We start from the raw sequence: 18,996 nt of genomic DNA, 5'->3' as shown, positions 1-18,996 counted from the left end.
AAGGCGCTAAGAGCCGTTCAACGGGCCAGAGAAACAGCCGAGGAAGTGAAGATGGTCTTTGGCGCCAATCGCTTCCACTTCGTTGCGCTGAAGCCGGACATCATGGACATGGTGGCGCCGGAGCTTGCAAAGCGAGAGTCCGACGTCTCGCGTTTGCAGGCAGCGATCGAGAGCAGCGCATTGTTTTACACAGCCATGCGCAGCGAGGGCGTCGCTGCAAGCGATGTCATCGGAGCGGAACTCGCAGACGCAGAGAGTGGCTTGAGTTCCGAAAAACGAGTGACGATCTATCTGGCGCCGTGACTGGCTCGTTCCCAGAATTCCAAGTTCACAAGAAGGGGCGATCACGCCTCTTCTTTCGTTAAGGACAGAATGAGCGAAGCATGACATCGAGCATCCTGCAATCAGGTCGCAACTGCTGGAAGAAGGCGCGCGCAGATCGCTTCGGCGTCATCTTCGACGCCGAAGACTATTTCGTTGCCGTCAAGCAGGCCATCCTCGAAGCTCGGCAGGTGGTCTACCTGATCGGCTGGGATTTCGACACCCGGATCGAGTTCGAGCCGGAGGGCGCAAGTCTCGACGGGCCGAACAAGCTGGGACGGTTCCTGAAGTGGATCGGCAAGACCCGTCCTGACCTGCAGGTCCACATCCTCAAATGGGATCTGGGCTTGTTCACATCCCTGGGACGGGGAACCATGCCCTTCCGCCTCCTCAACCTCATGTCCTCTTCCAATATCCACTTCAAACTGGATGGAGCGCATCCGCCTGCCTCCGCCCATCACCAGAAGATCGTGGTCATCGACGACGTGCTGGCCTTCTGCGGCGGGATCGACATCACCACCGAGCGCTGGGACACGCGCTGGCATCTGGACGACGACGTGCGTCGCAAAATGCCGAATGGCAAGCCCCATGGCCCTTGGCACGATGCGACATCTGTTCTGAGCGGGCCTGTTGCAAAACTGCTGGGGGATGTCGCCCGCGAGCGATGGTTTGCCGCCACCAGCGAAAAACTTCTAGAGCCCAACCGCAACGATCCTCTGTGGCCGGAGGCAGTCCAGGTGCTGCTCAGGGATGTCGAGGTTGCAATCGCGCGCACGCTCCCGGCCTATCGCGATCGACCAGAGGTCCGGGAAATCGAGACGCTTTATCTCGACGCGATCGCTGGCGCAAAAGACATCATCTATTGCGAGAGCCAGTATTTCGCATCCCGACGGATTGCCGAGGCCATGGCAGCCCGCCTGCAGGAGCCGGAGGGGCCCGAGATCATTGTGATCAACCCGGAATCCGCAGATGGATATCTGGAATCCAAAACCATGGACACGGCGCGAGCACGTCTGCTCCAACTCGTAGGCGCTGCCGATCGCCACGACAGATTTCGCATCTTCACGCCAGTCACCGAAAAGGGAAGCCCGATCTACGTGCATGCGAAGATCACGATTATCGACGATCGGCTGCTGCGTGTCGGGTCCTCCAACTTCAACAACCGCTCGATGGGGTTTGATTCCGAATGTGACGTTGCCATCGAGGCCCCGTCTGACGACAGGGCGGGCGCAACCGCATCGGTAATCGAGACGATCCGGACGGAGCTTTTGGCCGAGCATCTTGCGACCGAGCCGCATGCGATCCGAGACGCCATCGCCTTGGCGAAAGGGTCGTTCGTGCAAGCGATCGATCGCCTGCTTGGGCCAGGAAAAACGCTGCGGCCTTATGTGCCTGACGAGGTCGGCGCCTTCGAGGAGACCTTGGCAGAAAACGACCTTCTGGACCCCGAAAGCCCCAAAAAGCTCTACGCAAGCTTGACGGGAGGCGGATGGCGTCCGGGCGCTTTGCGTTGAACTGGAACCACTTCGAGGCGCGCTAAGTCTTGACGTTGCGGTCGCTCCATTTCTGGCGCGCATGGGCCTGAAGATCCGCAATGCTGTCGAACTCATCGACAATCTCTTCGCCGATCAGCGTTTCGATCAGATCCTCCAAGGTCACGATGCCGGCAGTTCCCCCGAACTCATCGACGACCAGAGCGACATGCCGATCCTTGTGGATGAGGAAATCGAAAAGCTCCTCCAGTGGCATCGACTCTGTGACCGCCTCCAGGTCGCGCTTCATGTCCTGTAGACGCGTGCCGCCCTTGCCATCCAAGGCTTCGTAGAGAATGTCTGTCTTGAGCACGAAACCTGCGACCTGATCGATCGAACCGTCGAAGACCGGGATGCGGGAGAATTTCAAATCGGCCTTGCGCGCGATCACCGCATCAATCGTCAACTTCTGTTCAAGCGCATACACGACAGTGCGCGGGGTCATGATGTCAGCGACGGTCAGCCGATCAAACTTCAGAAGGTTGCGGAAGACCTTGGAATCCCCCTTGTCGATGACACCTTCGCGATGGCCGATGTCGGCCATTGCCGCAATCTCGTCGCGGCTGACGGGCGGCTGCGGTCTGCCGCGCGACAGGAGGCGGGTGATGAGCTGAGACATCTTCACCAATGGCCACATGGACCATATCATCGGCGGCAGGATGCGCGCGGCCAGCGGCGTAAATGCTCTCCAGTACATCGCACCCAGCGTCTTTGGAATGATCTCCGAAAGCACCAGGATTAGCAGCGTCAGCACGGCCGAAAAAACCGCGATCGCCGCATCCCCAAAGACATGGGCCGCCTGTGCACCCGCTCCGGCCGCACCCGCAGTGTGGGCGACGGTATTCAGGCTGAGGATGGCTGCCAAGGGGCGATCGACATCGTCCTTGAGCATCTTCACCTTGCGGGCTGTCTCCGGCTGTGTCGCTTCGAGCGTGGCAGTGTAGCTCGGCGTGATGCTCAACAATACAGCTTCGAGGATCGAGCATACAAACGAGATAGAGATCGCAATTGCGACGTAGAGAACAAGCAGGGTCATGGTTTTCCAGGATCGAAGGAGAGCTTCAGGACGCAACCTCGGAAGGTTCCATCATTCGCCAATGGTTTCGAAGCTGGATTGTTCCTATTTGCTATTCCTTGGCGTTCGCAGAGGCTGAGACCTGACTACCATGCCTCCTGCGGCTGGCACTTCCATCCAGTTAGAGATTGAAATGTGACATCTGCTTCTGTGGTTCGTCCGACCGAAGCGGACCATCCCCTCACGGCCGCAGCGGTCATCCATTGCCGATTTCGGCTTGGCCATAGTTTTTTGTGCATCAGGTCGCCAATGACGCCAAAACGGGATCCGGCACGGAGAGCGGCAATTATCTCCGCTCGGGAGCGCCAAACCGGGGCTGAGGCGGGCATGTTCGCGTGGCAGCTTTGCGCCTCCAATTCGGTCGGAGAGATCGTCATCGCTCATGCCCGAGAGCGGACATAGCTCTGTGGCGGCGCACGTCGCCTGTGCGCCAAAAGCAGCCGGATGATTCCCTTGGGGAACGGCGGCTTCGTAAAAGCTTCACGACTGGATGGGCCGATATCTGGTAGACTCACATGCCGAACAGGGGTGATTTAATGGCAAGACAAGACCGACAGACGCATTGGCAAGGAGTATACACTACCAAGTCTGACACCGAAGTCAGTTGGTATGAGGAGGCCCCGGACCTATCGCTGACGCTGCTGCATGAAGCGGGACTGATGCCAGGAATGTCAGTAATCGACATTGGTGGTGGTGTGTCGCGGTTGGTAGATGCGCTGGTAGACGCCGGTCAGGCCCACGTTGGCGTTCTTGATCTTTCTAGCGCGGCCCTCGGGGCAGCCAAGTCCCGACTGGCAGACACGGCTCATGTGCAATGGGTTGTATCGGATGTGACCGTATGGACGCCTGACCGCGAGTATGATCTCTGGCATGACCGAGCCGCCTTCCATTTCCTGACAACAGCCGTCGATCAGCAAGCCTATGTTCGCGTGCTGGCACGGGCTCTCAAAGTCGGTGGCAAAGCCGTGATCGGCACCTTCGCAATGGATGGGCCAGAGAAATGCAGCGGCTTGCCCGTTGCCCGTTACGATTCGGAGAGCTTGCAAGCTGTTCTTGGGGAACAGTTTAGGCTCGCTACGACGCGGCGGCATGAACACACAACCCCATGGGGAACGGTGCAGAAATTCCAGTTCAGCATTTTTGAAAAGGTCGGAGGCCAAGCGCCCGGCCATCAGCTTTAATCCCATAACGACATTCCGCTATGGGCCGAACTAGGACCAATCGCCAGGTGTTTGGATGTCGGCTCTCGCCTTTCGGCACCCAAGCATCGGACTGCTCCCTTGCGGGAATGATTTTCGCTATGCGCCTCCATGTCGGACGTGGAGGCCACCGCCTGAGTTGCCCTAAAGCGGACGTGAATCCAAGAAGTGTCATATCGCCTGTGCGCCTTCATTTCCGGCGTTCGGCTTGCAGAACAATAGCCCAGAAGAAACCGTTCGCCCCATGATGCTCAAGGGCTAAATGCGTCGGTTTTCCTGTGTAGGCTATTGCTGGTGAAACAATCTGTTACCTTCTCGACACAAACTGCAGCCCAGCCCTCTGCTAAGTGAGGAGGGCTGCGCTATGAATGGACTTGCGGAGAGAATACCCTTGGATGCCTTAGCCGAAATTCTGATCGTTGACGATGACGGCCAGATCCTGATCCTTGTGGCAAAGTTCCTGAGGGCAAACGGGTTCCGTGTTCACACGGCGCGTAACGGGGTCGAGATGGCCGAGACTTTGAAGCGGCTTTCAGTGGATCTAATTGTCCTTGATCTGATGCTCCCGGGCAAGAACGGGCTGGAGATCTGCCGTGAGCTCCGTCGCAGTTCGTCCGTCCCAATCATCATGCTGACGGCCAAGGGCGACGAGACGGATCGCATTATCGGTCTTGAGGTCGGGGCCGACGACTATCTGCCCAAACCCTTCAATCCTCGCGAGTTGCTGGCACGCATCGGTGCCGTGCTAAGGCGGACCCGCACGGCTGGCAACCCGACGACTGAGCGTGCCGGTCGGAGCTTCAGCTTTGCTGGGTGGTCGCTCGACACGATGAAGCGTGAATTGACCGCACCGAGCGGCGTTGTCGTGGATCTGTCGACGGGGGAATACGACCTGCTGCTTGCTTTCCTAGAAGCGCCGCAGCGCGTGCTCAGTCGTGAGTTCCTCTTGGATGCGGCCCGCAATCGCGCAATCGAAGGCTATGATCGGTCGATCGATGTCCAGGTCAGTCGTCTGCGTCGCAAGCTCGACGGGCGTGAGGATCTCATCAAGACAGTGCGCGGCGCGGGTTATCTCTTTGCAACGGATGTCGTTCGTGCCTGATGGTCGTTCCGAAACACGGTTACAAGGCTGGTGGCGGTCGATAGACAGCCTGAGACTGCGGACAGCCCTCGTCGTGCTGTTTGGCATCTCTCTCGTCCATTTTGGAAGCCTCTTCACTTACCACCAGAGCCTGGAAAAAGAACTGGACCTCGCAAATGAAGTCCGGCTTGCAGACCAGCTACTGACAATCAAACGATCCGTCATGCGTGCGCCGCTCGATGAACGGGAGGATGTCGCGCACGACTTCTCCGGCGGTTCGATAGACGCCCATTGGGGTTCAACTCCCTATGCGGTTGAGGGCGATACCGCTGGTCAGAACTGGGAACCCCTTCGTCGCAACCTTCGTGCACTTGCTCCCGAAATCGCCGAAGACGGTCTAATCATCGGGCCGGATAACCAGGCAGGTGATGATCCGCATCTGGCAGTCGTGTCGATCAAGCTCCCCGATGCGTCGTGGATCAACGTCAATCTTGTCTCCTGGGACCGCAAGGTGCCGCCGCCGGGAGGAATGCTGGTTTCGACGACCTTGATGGCTCTCGGGGCAGTCGTCGTCTCCATGCTTCTGGTGCGCTGGTTCACTCGTCCTCTGACTGCTGTCGCTACCGCGGCCAAGGATTTCTATCGAGGCAAGACCGTCGTGCCCGTTGCGGAAAACGGTCCGCGGGAGGTGGTTGAACTGGCCGTCGCCTTCAACGACATGCAACGGCGCATCGAGCGATTGATCGAAGATCGCACCCAAGCACTCGCAGCCGTTTCGCATGATTTGAAGACCCCGATCACACGACTGCGGTTCAGAGCCGAGGATCTGGCCGATGGTGTCGCGCGCGACGCAATGGCCGAGGATTTGACTGAGATGGAGCGGATGCTCGATCAGACGCTGTCTTTCCTCCGCGGTGATCGTAGCGACGAGGAACTGAAGCCGATCGACATCGTCGCGATCCTTGAAACTCTCGTCGATGATGCGGTCGATCGCGGCGCATCCGTCGAGCTTTCCGGTGCTGCTCATGCAATTATCACGGGGCGTCGGCTGGCGCTCAAGCGAGCCTTCTCCAATCTCATCGAGAACGCACTCAAATATGGCGAGAGGGCGGGGGTTGAGGTCTATGACCGGCAATCCGACGTTGTCGTTAAAATCAGTGATGAAGGCACCGGCATTGCTTCCGAGGACATCGAACGAGCCCTTTCGCCCTTCGTTCGGCTTGAGCCATCGAGAAATCTCGAGACAGGCGGCTTCGGGCTCGGACTCCCGATTGCCCAGGCGATCATTGACGGGCATTCCGGTACGCTTCGCCTGGAGAACGGTCAAACGGGAGGGCTGGTCGTCAGTGTCATCCTCCCGAAGGACTCGCCAAAATCATCCTGAAACATTCTGTAACAATCGGGACATCGACGGACAAAGAGGCGCAGCTACACCGAAGCAAATCAACTTTTGCTCAGGGTTACGATGGTCGACCGATTCGCCTCTGTCCTCGCTGGAATTTGCCTTTCCATCACAGGACTTGCTGCATCCTCCGCTGCGGCCCATGAGGGCCATGATCACGGCGCTCCGCCTCCGCCTGTCTCCACCACGATCGCACCGCGCGCCGACGCTTCGACGGCCGATCTCGAGCTGGTTGCTGTAGCGCGCGGAGAGCGGCTGGAAATCTTCCTCGACAGCTTCAAGGGCAATGAACCGGTCGACGGTGCGATGCTTGAAATTGACGGCCCTTCAGGAACGCTTACAGTCGAACCTGCGGGCGAGGGGACCTACGTGGCGAATGCGCCATGGCTGACAAAGCCCGGCTCGTATGATCTTGCCATCTCCGTGATGGCCGGAGACATCTTCGACGTCCTGACAGTCACCATGGTGATCCCCGAGATGGCCAGCACCGCCGTGCCAGTGGCTGCCGCTGATGGTTTCCTGATCAGTTCGGCTTTTGCGCAGGACGTGGGCGCGCGGCTGCAGCGACAGGACATGACACTGTGGGCCGTCGGCGGTGGCGGTATCGTGGTCGGGCTTCTCCTTGCTGCACTCTTCCGCCGCCGCAAACCTGCCGCATCTGTCGCTGCGATCGCGGCAGCCCTCGTGCTTGCCGGAGCACCGCAGTCCGCGGCCGCTGGTCCTGCAGCACTCACGGCGCAAGCAGCCGAACGGGATGTCGCCCAGCGTTTTGCCGATGGTTCGATTTTCGTGCCGAAGACAACCCAGCGCATCCTTGCCATCCGCACGATCTTCACGGAACAGGCCGCCCATTCTGGTACCGTCGAGTTGCCGGCGCGTATCATCCCAGACCCAACGACATCCGGCTATGTCCAGGCATCCGTGTCGGGAAGGCTTCTACCGCCGCCCGGCGGCTTCCCCCAACTCGGCACGCGTGTCGCCGCTGGCGATGTGCTGGCGCTGGTCCAGCCCTCACTCAGTGCCGCTGATCTGACGAGCCAGCAGCAGCAGGCTCGAGAGCTCGACCAGGAGATCATGTTGGTCGAACGAAAGCTGCAACGCTTCGAGCGGCTTCAGTCGGTGGTGGCGCGCGCCGAGATCGAGGATGCAACACTGGAACTCCAGGGCCTGAAGGCACGGCGCGCCAATCTGGAACAGGCACCGACGGCGGCTGAAAAACTGACCGCACCCGTATCAGGCGTCATCGCTGCGGCCCAGGCCGTTGCAGGACAGATCGCAGAGCCCAACACCATCATCTTCCAGATCATCGATCCCAGCCGTTACTGGGTTGAAGCTTTGAGCTTCGACGCGCATTCGGTCACTGGTATGGCCAGAGGCAAGTTCATGGACGGCCGGACCGCCGAGCTCACCTATCGAGGAAGCGGCCTTGCCGATCGTAATCAGGCGATCCCCATACACTTCAGCGTCGAGGAGACGCCTGATGGTATTCGCGCCGGGCAATTGCTGACCGTCTTGTCGTCGACCACGCAAGAGCGTGCAGGCATCGCTGTTCCGCGCACGAGCGTGCTGCGTGCCTCAAACGGCCAGTCGCTCGTCTATGAACACACCAACGCTGAACGTTTCGTTCCGAGGGAAGTCCGTACCGAGCCGCTGGATGGCGATCGTCTTCTCATCGTGTCCGGGGTCGAAGCCGGAAAACGCATCGTCACACAGGGTGCCGAACTCCTGAACCAGATCCGCTGAGGCTCCGATGTTCAATTTTCTCGTCACCCAGTCACTCAAGAACCGCCTCTTCGTATTGGCGATTGCCGCCGTCATGATGATCTACGGGGCATTCACAGCCACACGTTTGCCCGTTGATGTCTTCCCGGATCTCAATCGGCCGACCGTCACGATCATGACGGAGGCCGAGGGGCTCGCACCGGAGGAGGTCGAACAGCTCGTCACCTATCCGCTCGAATCCCAGATGAACGGCCTTCCCGGTGTGAGCCGTGTCCGCTCGACTTCGGGCGTCGGTCTCTCGATTATCTATGTCGAATTCGACTGGGACACGGATATCTATCGCAACCGCCAGCAGATCGCCGAGCGTCTGTCACTCGTGCAGCCGCAATTGCCCGCCAATGTCGTGCCGCAGATGGGACCGATCAATTCGATCATGGGTCAGGTCATGCTGATTGCTGTGACCGGGCCTGAAACCATTTCGGCCATGGAGTTGCGGGAACTGGCCGATTTCACTGTCCGACCGCGAATCCTTAGCATTCCGGGTGTCGCCCAGGTCATTCCGATCGGGGGCGAAGTTCGCCAATATCGCGTATCTCCGAACTCCGCCGCCATGCGGGCACTCGGCGTGTCCTTCGAACAGATTGAGCAGGCTCTCGCGCAGTTCGGCTCCAACACCGGGGGCGGCTTCACAGACCAGTACAGCCGCGAGTTCCTGATCCGCAATGTCGGCCGCACTCAAAACATCGAGGATCTGGCGAGCGTGGTGGTTGCCAGTGTCGATGGCCAGCCGGTTCTCCTGCGGCAGGTCGCGGAAGTCGGATTTGCACCACGCCTGAAGCGCGGAGATGCCGGTTACCAGGGGCAGTCTGCCGTCATCGTTTCGGTAGAAAAGCAACCTGATATCGACACTGTCAAATTGACCCGCGAAGTCGAGGCAGCCCTTAGCGAAATCAGCGCCACATTGCCCGCGGGCGTCAAGGCCGATCAGGTCCTGTTCCGGCAGGCCAATTTCATCGAGACTTCGATCGGAAACGTGCAGAAGGTTCTCGCCGAGGCAATCGTCGTTGTTGCCATCATCCTGTTCGTCTTCCTCCTGAATACCCGGACGACAGCGATCTCGCTGACGGCTATTCCGGTATCCATTCTGGTCACCGCTATCGTCTTTCACCTGCTCGGGTTGTCGATCAATACGATGACGCTTGGCGGGTTGGCGATCGCCATCGGCGAACTGGTGGACGATGCCGTCGTTGACGTGGAAAACATCTTCCGGCGCCTGCGGGAAAACCGGGAAAAGGGCAATCCTCGTTCGGTGTTCGACGTCGTCGTCTCCGCAAGCCAGGAAGTCCGCTCGGGCATCGTCTACGCAACGATGATCATTGTTCTGGTCTTCGTGCCCTTGTTTGCCCTGTCAGGCATTGAGGGCCGGCTCTTCGCGCCGCTCGGTCAAGCCTACATCATCTCCATCCTCGCTTCGCTCGTGGTCTCGATCACGCTGACCCCCGTCATGGCCTATTACATGCTGCCGGGCTTGAAGCGTCTCGATGAGCATGAGGGCGTGGTCGTGCGGGTCCTCAAACGCGCCAACCGTCGGCTGCTCGACTGGTCTTTCCGCCATCCGAACATCTTGATGACGACCGTGGTCGCGGGTGTCGTGGCAGCGGTTCTGTTTGCCACCCAACTGCCGCGATCGTTTCTGCCGCCCTTCAATGAAGGGACACTGACGATCAGCATGCTCTTTAACCCCGGCATCTCGCTTGCCGAAAGCCATCGGGTCGGCCTGATCGCGGAGCGGTTGATCATGGAAGTGCCCGAGGTCGAGCAGGTGGGCCGTCGCACGGGACGCGCCGAACTCGACGAACATGCAGAGGGCGTCCACTCGTCCGAAATCGAAGTGGCGCTCGCTGCAGACGGTCGGTCCAAGGACGAGATCATTGCCGATATCCGCTCGCGGCTCTCGGTCCTGCCCGTCGCCACCAATGTCGGCCAGCCGATCTCGCATCGCCTCGATCATATGCTGTCGGGCGTGCGGGCGCAGATCGCACTCAAGATCTTCGGTGAGGATCTCGACAGCATCCGCGGCTTTGCTGAAGAGTTTCGTGGCAAGCTGGCGGAGATCCCTGGGATCGTCGACCTGCAGGTCGAAAAGCAGGTTCGCATCCCGCATCTCGAGGTCATTGTCGATTACCGGCGGGCTGCCCTTTACGGCATCCAGCCGGCGGCCGTGACCGAGCAGCTTGAGCGCCTGTCGAACGGGACGGTCGTGTCCCGCATCGTCGACGGCAACAAGCGGTTCGACGTCGTGCTGCGTCTCGAGGACGAGACCCGCAGCACCAAGGGGCTATCGGATCTCCTCATCGAGACGCCTGCAGGCTGGATCCCAGTCAGCCAGATCGCAGAAGTCCGCGAGACCGATGGTCCAAACCAGATCCTTCGCGAAAACGGCAAGCGTCGCGTCGTGGTGCTCGCCAATACGGACGGCGAAGCCGACATGGCAACAGTTATTGCCGAGATCCGCAAGGTGATCGCGACCTCGACGCTTCCGCCCGGCTTCTTCGTCAGCCTGGAAGGCACCTTCCAGGCGCAGGAGGAATCTATGAGGACCATCGGCCTCCTCTCGATCATCTCGCTGACGATGGTGTTTGCGATCCTCTATTCGCGTTATCGCTCGGTGCTCTTCGTCTCCATCATCATGGCGAGCGTGCCGCTTGCGTTGATCGGCTCGGTCACCGCGCTCTGGATTGCCGGCCAGCCGCTTTCTGTTGCCTCGATGATTGGCTTTATCACCCTGACCGGCATCTCGACACGGAATGGCATCCTGAAGATCAGCCACTACATCAACCTCGCGATCCAGGAAGATCTACCGTTCGGCAAGGAACTGGTCGTGCGGGGCTCACTGGAACGTCTGACCCCGGTCTTGATGACGGCCCTGTCTGCGGGTGTCGCCCTGATCCCGCTGATGATCGATGCGACCGCACCTGGCAAGGAAATCCTCCACCCGGTCGCGATCACGATCTTTGGAGGCTTGGTCACAGCGACCGTACTCGACACGCTTCTCACGCCGACGCTGTTCCTGAAATACGGCCGCAAGCCACTGGAGCGCCTCGTCGAGCAGGCTCGCACTCAAGTGAGGGACGCGGTGCAACCCGCCGGAACGTCCACACAAACCATTGAAGCCTTTTAAGTCCTACCAGGAGAATTCCATGCGTCGCAGTCTGCTCGCCCTTTCCCTCGTCTTCTGCATGACAGCTTTGCCAGCCTATGCACACGCGCCACGCCCCGGCCCAAATGGCGGCCTGAAGGTTGACGCAGGCGCAAACCACCATGTCGAACTCGTGGCGACAGGAACGACTGAAGTGACGGTCTATCTGTTCGATGCTGCAGACCAGCCTGTCTCGGCAACCGGACACACAGGCAATGCAATCCTTTTGATCGACGGCGCTGTTCGTCGGTTTGCGCTGTCTGCTGCTGATGGCAACCGCCTCACGGGGACTTCGCCCGTTCCGGTCAATCCGGGTGTCAAGGGTGCGATCCAGGTGATCACCCCGGACGGGACCACCGCGCAGGGGAAGTTCTAATCTCGGAAGCGCGCGAGGGAGAGTGGTAGGATCCTTGACTTGGGGCAAAGATGTCACGCCATCGCCGTGCCAAGATCAGGTCATCAACTGTCTGGAGCCCTGCCGTGCATCTCCCTTCATTTTGGGGGGGGGCTAACCGAAGGTCGCAGGAGAGAGAATGAGACGCAGACAGTTTTTGGCTGTGGCTGCCACGGTGGCTATGACACCCGCCACTGGCTTCGCCGCAGCGCCATCGGTCATCCTGCATAAGGATCCCAATTGTGGCTGCTGCTCATCATGGGGCGATGCCTTTACCAAGGCGGGCTTCTCGGTTCGCGCTGTTGAGGAACCGGACATGGATCAGTTCAAACAGCGCTTCAAGGTTCCGCTGTCCGTTCGAGCCTGCCACACAGCGGAAGTACAAGGCTATTTCCTTGAGGGACATGTGCCGATCGATGCCGTGAGAAGGCTGCTCGATGAACGACCACCCCTGGCCGGGCTCGCAGTCGCAGGAATGCCATTGGGTTCGCTTGGCATGGGCGGTTCGCCGGAACCCTACGACGTCATCGCAATTCCGCGCGATGGGGGTGAGATGTATGTTTATCAGTCATTCAAGCCGGACTGACAGGAACTGCTGCTTTTGCAGGCTACAGTCCAAACGACTGGAGGATCGGGCACGGACCGCTCTTCCCAGATGAGCACTCTGCAACCAGGCGCTGGAGCGCGTCGCGGGTCCGATTGAGTTCGGCGATCCGAGTTTCCAGCGCGATTAGCCGCGCCTTTGCTGCCTCGCGTGCCCGCTCCCTGTCATCTCCGGCATCGAGTTCGAGCAGTTCTCGTATCTCCTCCAGCGTAAAACCAGCGGTCTGGGCCTGCCGGATGAACTGCAGACGCCTCAGATCCTCAGTTCCATAGCGCCTGCCACCCTCAAGACGCTTAGGGGTCTTCAGAAGACCCTTGCGCTGGTAGAACCTGACCGTCTCCACGCCGACGCCGCCGGCTGATGCAAATTTTCCGATTGTCATGTCCATGGGGTGTTGACTCCGTACCATGGTACGGAACCTATGGTCTTGCCAACTGTTTCACAAGCCAAAGGAGACGTGAAATGTTGGACAGAGTAACACCCTCGACCACAGCGAAGAAAGCCGTCCTCTACCGGATGGTGACTGCGGAGCATACGTGCCCGTACGGCCTGAAAGCCAAGGACCTGCTCAAGCGATCAGGCTACGAGGTCGAAGACCATCATCTGAAAACGCGCGCGGAAACGGACGAGTTCAAGCAGGAGCATGACGTCCAGACAACGCCCCAGGTTTTTATCGGCGGAAGCCGTATCGGAGGCTATGACGATTTGCGACGGCACTTCGGTAAGTCGGTTGCAGATCCCAAGGCGACGACCTATCGGCCTGTCATCGTGCTGTTTGTCTTGACTGCCCTGATGGCAATGGCAGCAAGCTACGCCGTTCTCGGGACGCCTCTCACCATCAGGGCAGCCGAATGGTTCATCGCCTTCTCGATGGTCGTTCTGGCCATGCTCAAGCTTCAAAATGTCGAAACCTTCGCGACGATGTTCCTGAACTACGATCTGCTCGCGAAGCGGTGGGTGCCATACAGCTATATCTATCCCTATGCCGAAGGACTCGCGGGCGTCCTGATGGTCGCCGGCATCGCGAACTGGCTGTCTGTTCCCGTGGCTCTGTTCATTGGTGGCATTGGCGCAGCTTCGGTCTTCAAGGCCGTTTACATCGACAAGCGTGAGCTGAAATGCGCCTGCGTCGGTGGATCGAGCAACGTACCGCTCGGGTTCATCTCACTCACCGAGAACCTGATGATGATCGCGATGGCGGTGTGGATGGCATTGGCCTACTCCGGGATCATGCCAGGACATCAAATGTGATAACCTAGCCATCAAACGAAACGAGGATGCCGGCGGAGCGATCCGCCGGCATCTGACATCTCACATCACCCGCTTGATGTCGCTATAGGCGCCGTCGGTCTTCAGCGTCACCGTCACGGGATCGCCGGTCCGGTTGCGCCAGAACCAACCATGATTGCCGTCGAAGGCAGCTTCCAGAACGCCAGTGTCCTCGGCAACGCCGCGACCCTTCTCGTAGCTGATGCTTTCGCCGCCACCGTCACCATGGGTGTCGAAGTTCACCTTCGAGCCATTGGCGGTCCACGCATAGTTCGCCTTGGCGCCCTTGAGCATGACGAGCTTGACCTCAGCACCTTCGCCAGGCTGCAGCGTGATCGACACTTCGTCCTGACGCACGGCATCCTGCGCATAGGCCGCGGAGATGCCGAATTCGCGGATGATACGCTCAAGAAGGTTCGATCCTTCTTGTGATCCGGGTGCCGGCTGCGGAGCAATGAGGCTCTCGCCTGCATTCTGGTCCTTGATGCGGTCGAGTTCGGCTTCTTCGGCAAGCTGCGCCTTGATCTCGCCCATCTCGGTCAGGCCCATGGCGGAGCCGAGGCCCGTCGGATCGATCGCATATTCCGAGGGCATGACCACGGTGACCAGGAGAACACCTGCGGCGATGACCGAGAGGATCGTCGACTTGACGAGCTGTGCCGAGGACGGGAGGTCGTCGGGATTGGGAGCTTGAGAATTGAACATGGTTTATTCCTCTGAGGTTCAGGAAACGAAGTAGCCGGTCATCTGCATGCCAAACAGCAGCCAGCCGGCGGTCATCATCAGGACATTGGCGGTATAGGCATGGCGCAGGAAACCCGAGGTCTTGCGCCAGTAGCTCATGGCAATCAGGATGATGGCGAGCGCGATAAGCTGGCCGATCTCGACGCCGACATTGAAGGCGAGCAGGTTGGGGATCAGCCCGTCCTCGGCAATGTCGTATTCGAGGATCTTGGTCGCGAGACCGAGCCCGTGGAACAGGCCAAAGACGAGAGTCGCCACCTTGGTGTTCGGCTGGAAGCCTAGCCAGCGCTGGAAGGCACCGAGATTGTCGAGTGCCTTGTAGACGACCGAAAGCCCGATGATCGCATCGATGAGATAGGCGCTGACATTCCAGCCGTAGTAGACGCCGAGCAGCATCGTGGTCGAATGGCCCACGGCAAACAGGCTGACATAGAGGGCGATGTGCTTCAGCCTGTAGAGGAAGAAGATCACGCCGAAGAGGAAGAGCAGATGGTCATAGCCGGTGACCATGTGCTTGGCGCCCAGATAGATGAAGGGGATGATGTGGACCCCCGAGATCTCCTGGATATAGCCCTTGTCGCCTTCGGCAACGGCATGGGCCGCCGCCCCATGGGCGAAGAGCAGCAAAGAGAGGCTGGCAAGCAGCAGGGTGGCGACGATGTGGCGGGTATAATCCCTGTGCCACACGCCTCCGAGAAGCAGTGTTGTCATGTTGGATATCCGTGAACGGTTGAACCGACCGCCTGGGCGGGATGGATCAGACGAGGTTCACGAAGCGTGGCGGGCGGTCGATGCCATAAAGGCGACCATCATCCCGCGTCGTATCGATCAGGATGAAGGCCGAGTGCCGACCATCCGGCACCTTGGGCCGGGATCCGGACACGAGACCGGCTTTTTCATGCGTATGGTCAGCATGATGATGGTCAGTATCAGCCGTGCCGACGCCAAAATCCTGATCATCGTCGTGAGAGTGATCGCCATGATCATGTCCATGGGAATGGTCCAGCATGGACTGAGCCGAGGCGTGTTCGATCAGCGGATGACTACTCTGGGGCACGAACGAAAACACCAGCGTGGCGAGGATCGCCAGCATGGTCATCAACAGAGATCCGAATCGTCGTCCACCGCGAAACTTCATGGCCGACGAGATAGCCCTGATTGATGGCGGAAACAAGAAAGCCGATTGAAATATCCCCTCCAGGGGGATAGGAATGGCCCATGAGCGAACATCGACACGAAACGCATCCCGACATCATCAAGCGCCTCAAGCGCGCCGAGGGCCATCTGAGGAGTGTTACCGCCATGATTGAGGCGGGCAAGCCTTGCCTCGACATCGCCCAACAACTGGATGCCGTTGAGAAGGCAGTCCGCAACGCCAAGCGCACGCTGATCCAGGACCATCTCGACCATTGCCTGGAGGAAACGGTCGGTGCGCTGGATCTTTCGCAGCGAAAGACGATCGACGACTTCAAGACCATCACGAAGTACCTCTGAAGGACGCGGTCGATGCTGGATGTTCTGCGCAATCGAACCTACCGGCATCTGTTTTTCGCGCAGGTCATCGCGCTTGTTGGAACGGGGCTTGCCACCGTCGCCCTGGGTCTGCTTGCCTTCGATCTCGCAGGCGACCGTGCCGGAGCGGTGCTGGGTACCGCGCTGGCGATCAAGATGATCGCCTATGTCGCCGTCGCGCCGATTGCCGGAGCCTTCGCTGAAGTGCTGCCGCGCCGGGCCATGCTGGTTACGCTCGATCTCATCAGGGCCGCAGTCGCGCTCTGTCTGCCCTTCGTTTCGGAGATCTGGCAGGTCTATGTCCTGATCTTCGTTCTCCAGTCTGCGTCTGCCGCCTTCACCCCGGCATTCCAGGCGACCATTCCTGATGTCCTGCCGGAAGAAAAGGACTATACTCAGGCGCTTTCTCTCTCCAGGCTCGCCTATGATCTGGAAAGCCTTGTCAGCCCGATGCTGGCGGCTGCCCTGCTGACGGTCATCTCCTTCCACTCGCTCTTTGCCGGAACCGTATTCGGATTTCTGGCCTCGGCGGCACTCGTCGTTTCTGTGACGCTGCCCAATCATCCCGCGAAAGAGCGCCGGAGCATCTACGAGCGCACGACACGCGGTTTGAAGATCTATCTCGCGACGCCACGGCTTCGCGGTCTGCTCGCACTCTGCCTCACGGTGTCTGCCGCAGGCGCCATGGTGATCGTCAACACCGTCGTCTTCGTGCAGGCAAAGTTCGAACTGGCGGCCTCCGACACGGCGATCGCACTCGCTGCATTCGGGTCGGGATCGATGGTCGCGGCACTCGTTCTGCCCAGGCTTCTCGACCGAATGCCAGACAGGTTGGTCATGCTCTACGGCGCTGCACTGCTCAGTGCAGGTCTGATCGCGACCGCGTTCATCGAGACCTACGTTTTGCTGCTGGCGCTCTGGTTTCTCCTTGGGATCGGCTACTCCGTTGTTCAGACACCATCCGGCCGTCTGCTGCGGCGATCAGCTCATCCGGAGGACCGGCCAGCACTCTTCGCGGCCCATTTCGCCCTGTCTCACGCCTGCTGGCTGATAACCTATCCCCTTGCCGGGTGGCTCGGTGTCGTCGTTGGTCTTCCTGGGACCGCCTTGATCATGGCGGCGATGGGCGCGGCGGGTCTTGTTACCGCGGTGTCCCTTTGGGAGATGGCGGATGAAGCCGAGGTGGAACACAGTCACGATGACCTTGCAGATGATGACCCACATCTGCGCGAGGGACACCATCGCCAAGGTCGCCGGCACAGTCATGCCTTCATGATCGATCGGCTACATCCGGACTGGCCACGTGAGCACTAATATCGGCTGATACAAGTTTTTCGGTATCTGTGGAATGTCCGATGTCGGTGCCCAACACAGAGATTGCTTGCGGGTCCCCAGCCGGTTTTGCGAGACCCGCTCAAGCACGACGGATGGCCTGAAGCACGGCAGCCAGGATTGCTCAAGTTGTTGAGAAGGCGTCGCTTTTTTCTGTGAGAAACAGTCGCTGATTTTGAGCGGAAAAGCGACCTAAAATGGCCCGCCTGGAGAGCCTGGATTCTCACATGATTTCAGAGACTTGACAAAATATCCTTTGATTTTCCTGTGTTTTCCCGCCGAGAGCGACTGTGGGTGCCGTCTTTGTGGCCTGGCTTTGGGCTGACGTCGATATGGCGGGAGAGCGGCAATCATTTCCGCTTACCGAGTAGGGCTCGCAAGAATGCAGTGTGCCTTGATTTTGCTTTTGCAGATCTGGTTCCTCTGACATCCGCAGCACTTATAGGGAGCCAGGACCTGTACCAACGACGGCCCGTTACGACGATGCCAGTACTCAGGCACGAGAGCTCGTTTTGCAAAAAACTCATTTGGGGACGAGCACCTCTCCCCTTGCCAGCAATCTTGCCGTTCTCAGTAGGCCTGCGGACTTCAGAACGAAGCCTTCTGAACTGTCCTCGTAGTCGACAGTCACGTCGATGGCGCCGCTCGGATGTTCAATTTTTACCAGAGCAGGAATGCCGTCAGGAAGTGTGGCAAGTCCTTCGACCACTGTGCCGGGCGTGAGAACGCAGGACGCAAGGCACTGCGCACCCGTGACTGCCATGGTGGGATGGCAGTTGAGTGGCATAAAGTAACGCGCGGTAATCGTTCCGCCGTCTCGCGGGGGCGATAGCAACGCGAACTTCGGAACGACGGAGCTTAAGACGTCACCCATGCCCATCCGCAGCCCCGCCTCGCGGCGGATCGGCTCCATCCGCTCATAGAATGCGCGATTTGCGTCCAACTCTTCCACCGTCTCGTAGCCTGAAAGTCCGAAGGCATCAGCGCGCGCGATGACGATGGGCATGGCGACGTCCATGCAGGTCACGGCTATGCCGTCGATCTCGTCGACCAGATTGCCAGTTGGCAGCAAGGCGCCTGTCGATGACCCGACCACGTCCATGAAGTTGAGATAGATCGGAGCGGCTGTTCCGGGCACACCATCAATGGAGGCATCCCCCTCGTAAGACACGGTGCCGCCTGGGGTCTGCACGACAGCTTCCACCTTTGCGCCGGTATTGACCGAATGGATGCGTACACGCGTTACGTCCTCGGTTGTCGGCACGATGCCGAGTTCGATGGCTGCCGGCCCGACACCGGAAAGGATATTGCCGCATGTCGGCCTGAAATCGACTTTCCGGTCCGCGACGCTCACCTGGGCGAAGAAGTAATCGACATCACAGCCAGGTTCCTTCGATTTCGACAGCATGGCCACCTTGGTCGTGACCGCCGTGCCGCCGCCAATGCCGTCGATGTTGAGCGGATGGCCAGAGCCAAGCGCCGCCACCAGCACGCGCTCAAGGTCGACAAGCTCGCTCGGCAGATCTTCGCGGCGGAAGTATGGGCCGCGGGATGTTCCCCCGCGCATGAACAGGAAGGGAATGGCAGTCTGCGCCATGCTCGTCTCCATC

Annotated in this window: 18 protein-coding genes; 12 read left to right on the top strand and 6 right to left on the bottom strand. The window is 59.4% G+C overall.

Translation table 11 applies throughout. The features are described from left to right. Nucleotides 1-51: 51 nt before the first annotated feature. Both BSY240_RS09505 and BSY240_RS23950 read left to right on the top strand, forming a co-directional pair. Nucleotides 52-303, top strand: coding sequence for a hypothetical protein (locus BSY240_RS09505; RefSeq protein ID WP_069042132.1), 252 nt, complete (start codon nucleotides 52-54; stop codon nucleotides 301-303). Between the two features lie 80 nt (nucleotides 304-383). Then, nucleotides 384-1,835: a phospholipase D-like domain-containing protein gene (locus BSY240_RS23950; RefSeq protein ID WP_069042131.1), complete on the top strand. Its 1,452-nt coding sequence runs from the start codon at nucleotides 384-386 to the stop codon at nucleotides 1,833-1,835. 22 nt (nucleotides 1,836-1,857) lie between these two features. Here the strand turns inward: BSY240_RS23950 and BSY240_RS23945 are convergent, their stop codons facing one another. Next, on the bottom strand, nucleotides 1,858-2,889 hold the full coding sequence (locus tag BSY240_RS23945) for a CNNM domain-containing protein (RefSeq protein ID WP_069042130.1): 1,032 nt from the start codon (nucleotides 2,887-2,889) through the stop codon (nucleotides 1,858-1,860). A gap of 575 nt (nucleotides 2,890-3,464) precedes the next feature. Between BSY240_RS23945 and BSY240_RS09490 the strand changes: the two genes are divergently transcribed. From BSY240_RS09490 to BSY240_RS09460, 7 genes are all read left to right on the top strand, one after another. Then, complete coding sequence (locus BSY240_RS09490) at nucleotides 3,465-4,109, top strand: class I SAM-dependent methyltransferase (RefSeq protein WP_069043920.1); 645 nt, start codon at nucleotides 3,465-3,467, stop codon at nucleotides 4,107-4,109. 409 nt (nucleotides 4,110-4,518) lie between these two features. Then, nucleotides 4,519-5,229, top strand: a complete 711-nt coding sequence (locus tag BSY240_RS09485; RefSeq protein ID WP_194842772.1) for a response regulator — start codon at nucleotides 4,519-4,521, stop codon at nucleotides 5,227-5,229. Beyond that, a complete protein-coding gene (locus BSY240_RS09480; protein WP_171901563.1) occupies nucleotides 5,222-6,592 on the top strand; it encodes an ATP-binding protein in 1,371 nt (456 codons plus the stop codon). The genes BSY240_RS09485 and BSY240_RS09480 overlap by 8 nt, the downstream gene beginning before the upstream one ends. Nucleotides 6,593-6,673: 81 nt before the next feature. After that, entirely contained in the window at nucleotides 6,674-8,353 is a 1,680-nt protein-coding gene (locus BSY240_RS09475; RefSeq protein ID WP_069042127.1) for an efflux RND transporter periplasmic adaptor subunit, read from the top strand. A 7-nt stretch (nucleotides 8,354-8,360) separates the two neighbouring features. After that, nucleotides 8,361-11,513 carry an efflux RND transporter permease subunit gene (locus BSY240_RS09470; RefSeq protein ID WP_069042126.1) on the top strand — a complete coding sequence of 1,051 codons (3,153 nt, stop codon included), beginning with the start codon at nucleotides 8,361-8,363 and terminating at the stop codon, nucleotides 11,511-11,513. Nucleotides 11,514-11,532: 19 nt separating this feature from the next. Beyond that, the gene (locus BSY240_RS09465; protein WP_054148715.1) at nucleotides 11,533-11,907 is read left to right on the top strand and encodes a hypothetical protein; all 375 of its coding nucleotides are present in this window, start codon (nucleotides 11,533-11,535) and stop codon (nucleotides 11,905-11,907) included. Nucleotides 11,908-12,064: 157 nt separating this feature from the next. Further along, entirely contained in the window at nucleotides 12,065-12,511 is a 447-nt protein-coding gene (locus BSY240_RS09460) for a DUF411 domain-containing protein (protein WP_069042125.1), read from the top strand. 22 nt (nucleotides 12,512-12,533) lie between these two features. Here BSY240_RS09460 and BSY240_RS09455 read toward each other — a convergent pair whose 3' ends face one another. Then, complete coding sequence (locus BSY240_RS09455; RefSeq protein WP_069042124.1) at nucleotides 12,534-12,938, bottom strand: MerR family transcriptional regulator; 405 nt, start codon at nucleotides 12,936-12,938, stop codon at nucleotides 12,534-12,536. A gap of 53 nt (nucleotides 12,939-12,991) precedes the next feature. Here BSY240_RS09455 and BSY240_RS09450 point away from each other — a divergent pair, with 53 nt between their 5' ends. Further along, nucleotides 12,992-13,780, top strand: a complete 789-nt coding sequence (locus tag BSY240_RS09450; protein ID WP_069042123.1) for a glutaredoxin family protein — start codon at nucleotides 12,992-12,994, stop codon at nucleotides 13,778-13,780. Nucleotides 13,781-13,840: 60 nt separating this feature from the next. On the opposite strand, the gene BSY240_RS09445 is transcribed toward BSY240_RS09450, so the two are convergent. Genes BSY240_RS09445 through BSY240_RS09435 form a run of 3 tightly spaced genes read right to left on the bottom strand, consistent with a single transcriptional unit; the run spans nucleotide 13,841 to nucleotide 15,641 of the window. Further along, entirely contained in the window at nucleotides 13,841-14,503 is a 663-nt protein-coding gene (locus BSY240_RS09445) for a transmembrane anchor protein (protein WP_069042122.1), read from the bottom strand. Nucleotides 14,504-14,521: 18 nt separating this feature from the next. Beyond that, nucleotides 14,522-15,253 (bottom strand): HupE/UreJ family protein, encoded by a 732-nt coding sequence (locus BSY240_RS09440; RefSeq protein WP_069042121.1) that lies wholly within the window; start codon nucleotides 15,251-15,253, stop codon nucleotides 14,522-14,524. Between the two features lie 46 nt (nucleotides 15,254-15,299). After that, the gene (locus BSY240_RS09435; protein ID WP_150127441.1) at nucleotides 15,300-15,641 is read right to left on the bottom strand and encodes a hypothetical protein; all 342 of its coding nucleotides are present in this window, start codon (nucleotides 15,639-15,641) and stop codon (nucleotides 15,300-15,302) included. A gap of 119 nt (nucleotides 15,642-15,760) precedes the next feature. On the opposite strand from BSY240_RS09435, the gene BSY240_RS09430 reads away from it, so the two are divergent. Together BSY240_RS09430 and BSY240_RS09425 are read left to right on the top strand one after the other, a co-directional pair. After that, nucleotides 15,761-16,036, top strand: a complete 276-nt coding sequence (locus BSY240_RS09430) for a metal-sensing transcriptional repressor (RefSeq protein WP_054148722.1) — start codon at nucleotides 15,761-15,763, stop codon at nucleotides 16,034-16,036. 12 nt (nucleotides 16,037-16,048) lie between these two features. Then, complete coding sequence (locus BSY240_RS09425; RefSeq protein WP_069042119.1) at nucleotides 16,049-17,368, top strand: MFS transporter; 1,320 nt, start codon at nucleotides 16,049-16,051, stop codon at nucleotides 17,366-17,368. 541 nt (nucleotides 17,369-17,909) lie between these two features. On the opposite strand, the gene BSY240_RS09420 is transcribed toward BSY240_RS09425, so the two are convergent. Further along, complete coding sequence (locus BSY240_RS09420) at nucleotides 17,910-18,983, bottom strand: 4-oxalomesaconate tautomerase (protein ID WP_069042118.1); 1,074 nt, start codon at nucleotides 18,981-18,983, stop codon at nucleotides 17,910-17,912. Between the last annotated feature and the right edge of the window lie 13 nt (nucleotides 18,984-18,996).

It is taken from the genome of Agrobacterium sp. RAC06, assembly GCF_001713475.1.
Lineage (GTDB): Bacteria > Pseudomonadota > Alphaproteobacteria > Rhizobiales > Rhizobiaceae > Allorhizobium.
Note: the sequence above shows the minus strand (reverse complement) of the source record. Positions and strands in the feature narration are given on the sequence as shown.

What these genes read in the sequence shown, in the direction of transcription:
- BSY240_RS09505 (WP_069042132.1), top strand. Translation starts at nt 52, where the DNA reads ATGGTCTTTGGCGCCAATCGCTTCCACTTCGTTGCGCTGAAGCCGGAC.
- BSY240_RS23950 (WP_069042131.1), top strand. Translation starts at nt 384, where the DNA reads ATGACATCGAGCATCCTGCAATCAGGTCGCAACTGCTGGAAGAAGGCG.
- BSY240_RS23945 (WP_069042130.1), bottom strand. Translation starts at nt 2,889, where the DNA reads ATGACCCTGCTTGTTCTCTACGTCGCAATTGCGATCTCTATCTCGTTT.
- BSY240_RS09490 (WP_069043920.1), top strand. Translation starts at nt 3,465, where the DNA reads ATGGCAAGACAAGACCGACAGACGCATTGGCAAGGAGTATACACTACC.
- BSY240_RS09475 (WP_069042127.1), top strand. Translation starts at nt 6,674, where the DNA reads ATGGTCGACCGATTCGCCTCTGTCCTCGCTGGAATTTGCCTTTCCATC.
- BSY240_RS09470 (WP_069042126.1), top strand. Translation starts at nt 8,361, where the DNA reads ATGTTCAATTTTCTCGTCACCCAGTCACTCAAGAACCGCCTCTTCGTA.
- BSY240_RS09465 (WP_054148715.1), top strand. Translation starts at nt 11,533, where the DNA reads ATGCGTCGCAGTCTGCTCGCCCTTTCCCTCGTCTTCTGCATGACAGCT.
- BSY240_RS09460 (WP_069042125.1), top strand. Translation starts at nt 12,065, where the DNA reads ATGAGACGCAGACAGTTTTTGGCTGTGGCTGCCACGGTGGCTATGACA.
- BSY240_RS09455 (WP_069042124.1), bottom strand. Translation starts at nt 12,938, where the DNA reads ATGGTACGGAGTCAACACCCCATGGACATGACAATCGGAAAATTTGCA.
- BSY240_RS09450 (WP_069042123.1), top strand. Translation starts at nt 12,992, where the DNA reads ATGTTGGACAGAGTAACACCCTCGACCACAGCGAAGAAAGCCGTCCTC.
- BSY240_RS09445 (WP_069042122.1), bottom strand. Translation starts at nt 14,503, where the DNA reads ATGTTCAATTCTCAAGCTCCCAATCCCGACGACCTCCCGTCCTCGGCA.
- BSY240_RS09440 (WP_069042121.1), bottom strand. Translation starts at nt 15,253, where the DNA reads ATGACAACACTGCTTCTCGGAGGCGTGTGGCACAGGGATTATACCCGC.
- BSY240_RS09435 (WP_150127441.1), bottom strand. Translation starts at nt 15,641, where the DNA reads ATGACCATGCTGGCGATCCTCGCCACGCTGGTGTTTTCGTTCGTGCCC.
- BSY240_RS09430 (WP_054148722.1), top strand. Translation starts at nt 15,761, where the DNA reads ATGAGCGAACATCGACACGAAACGCATCCCGACATCATCAAGCGCCTC.
- BSY240_RS09425 (WP_069042119.1), top strand. Translation starts at nt 16,049, where the DNA reads ATGCTGGATGTTCTGCGCAATCGAACCTACCGGCATCTGTTTTTCGCG.
- BSY240_RS09420 (WP_069042118.1), bottom strand. Translation starts at nt 18,983, where the DNA reads ATGGCGCAGACTGCCATTCCCTTCCTGTTCATGCGCGGGGGAACATCC.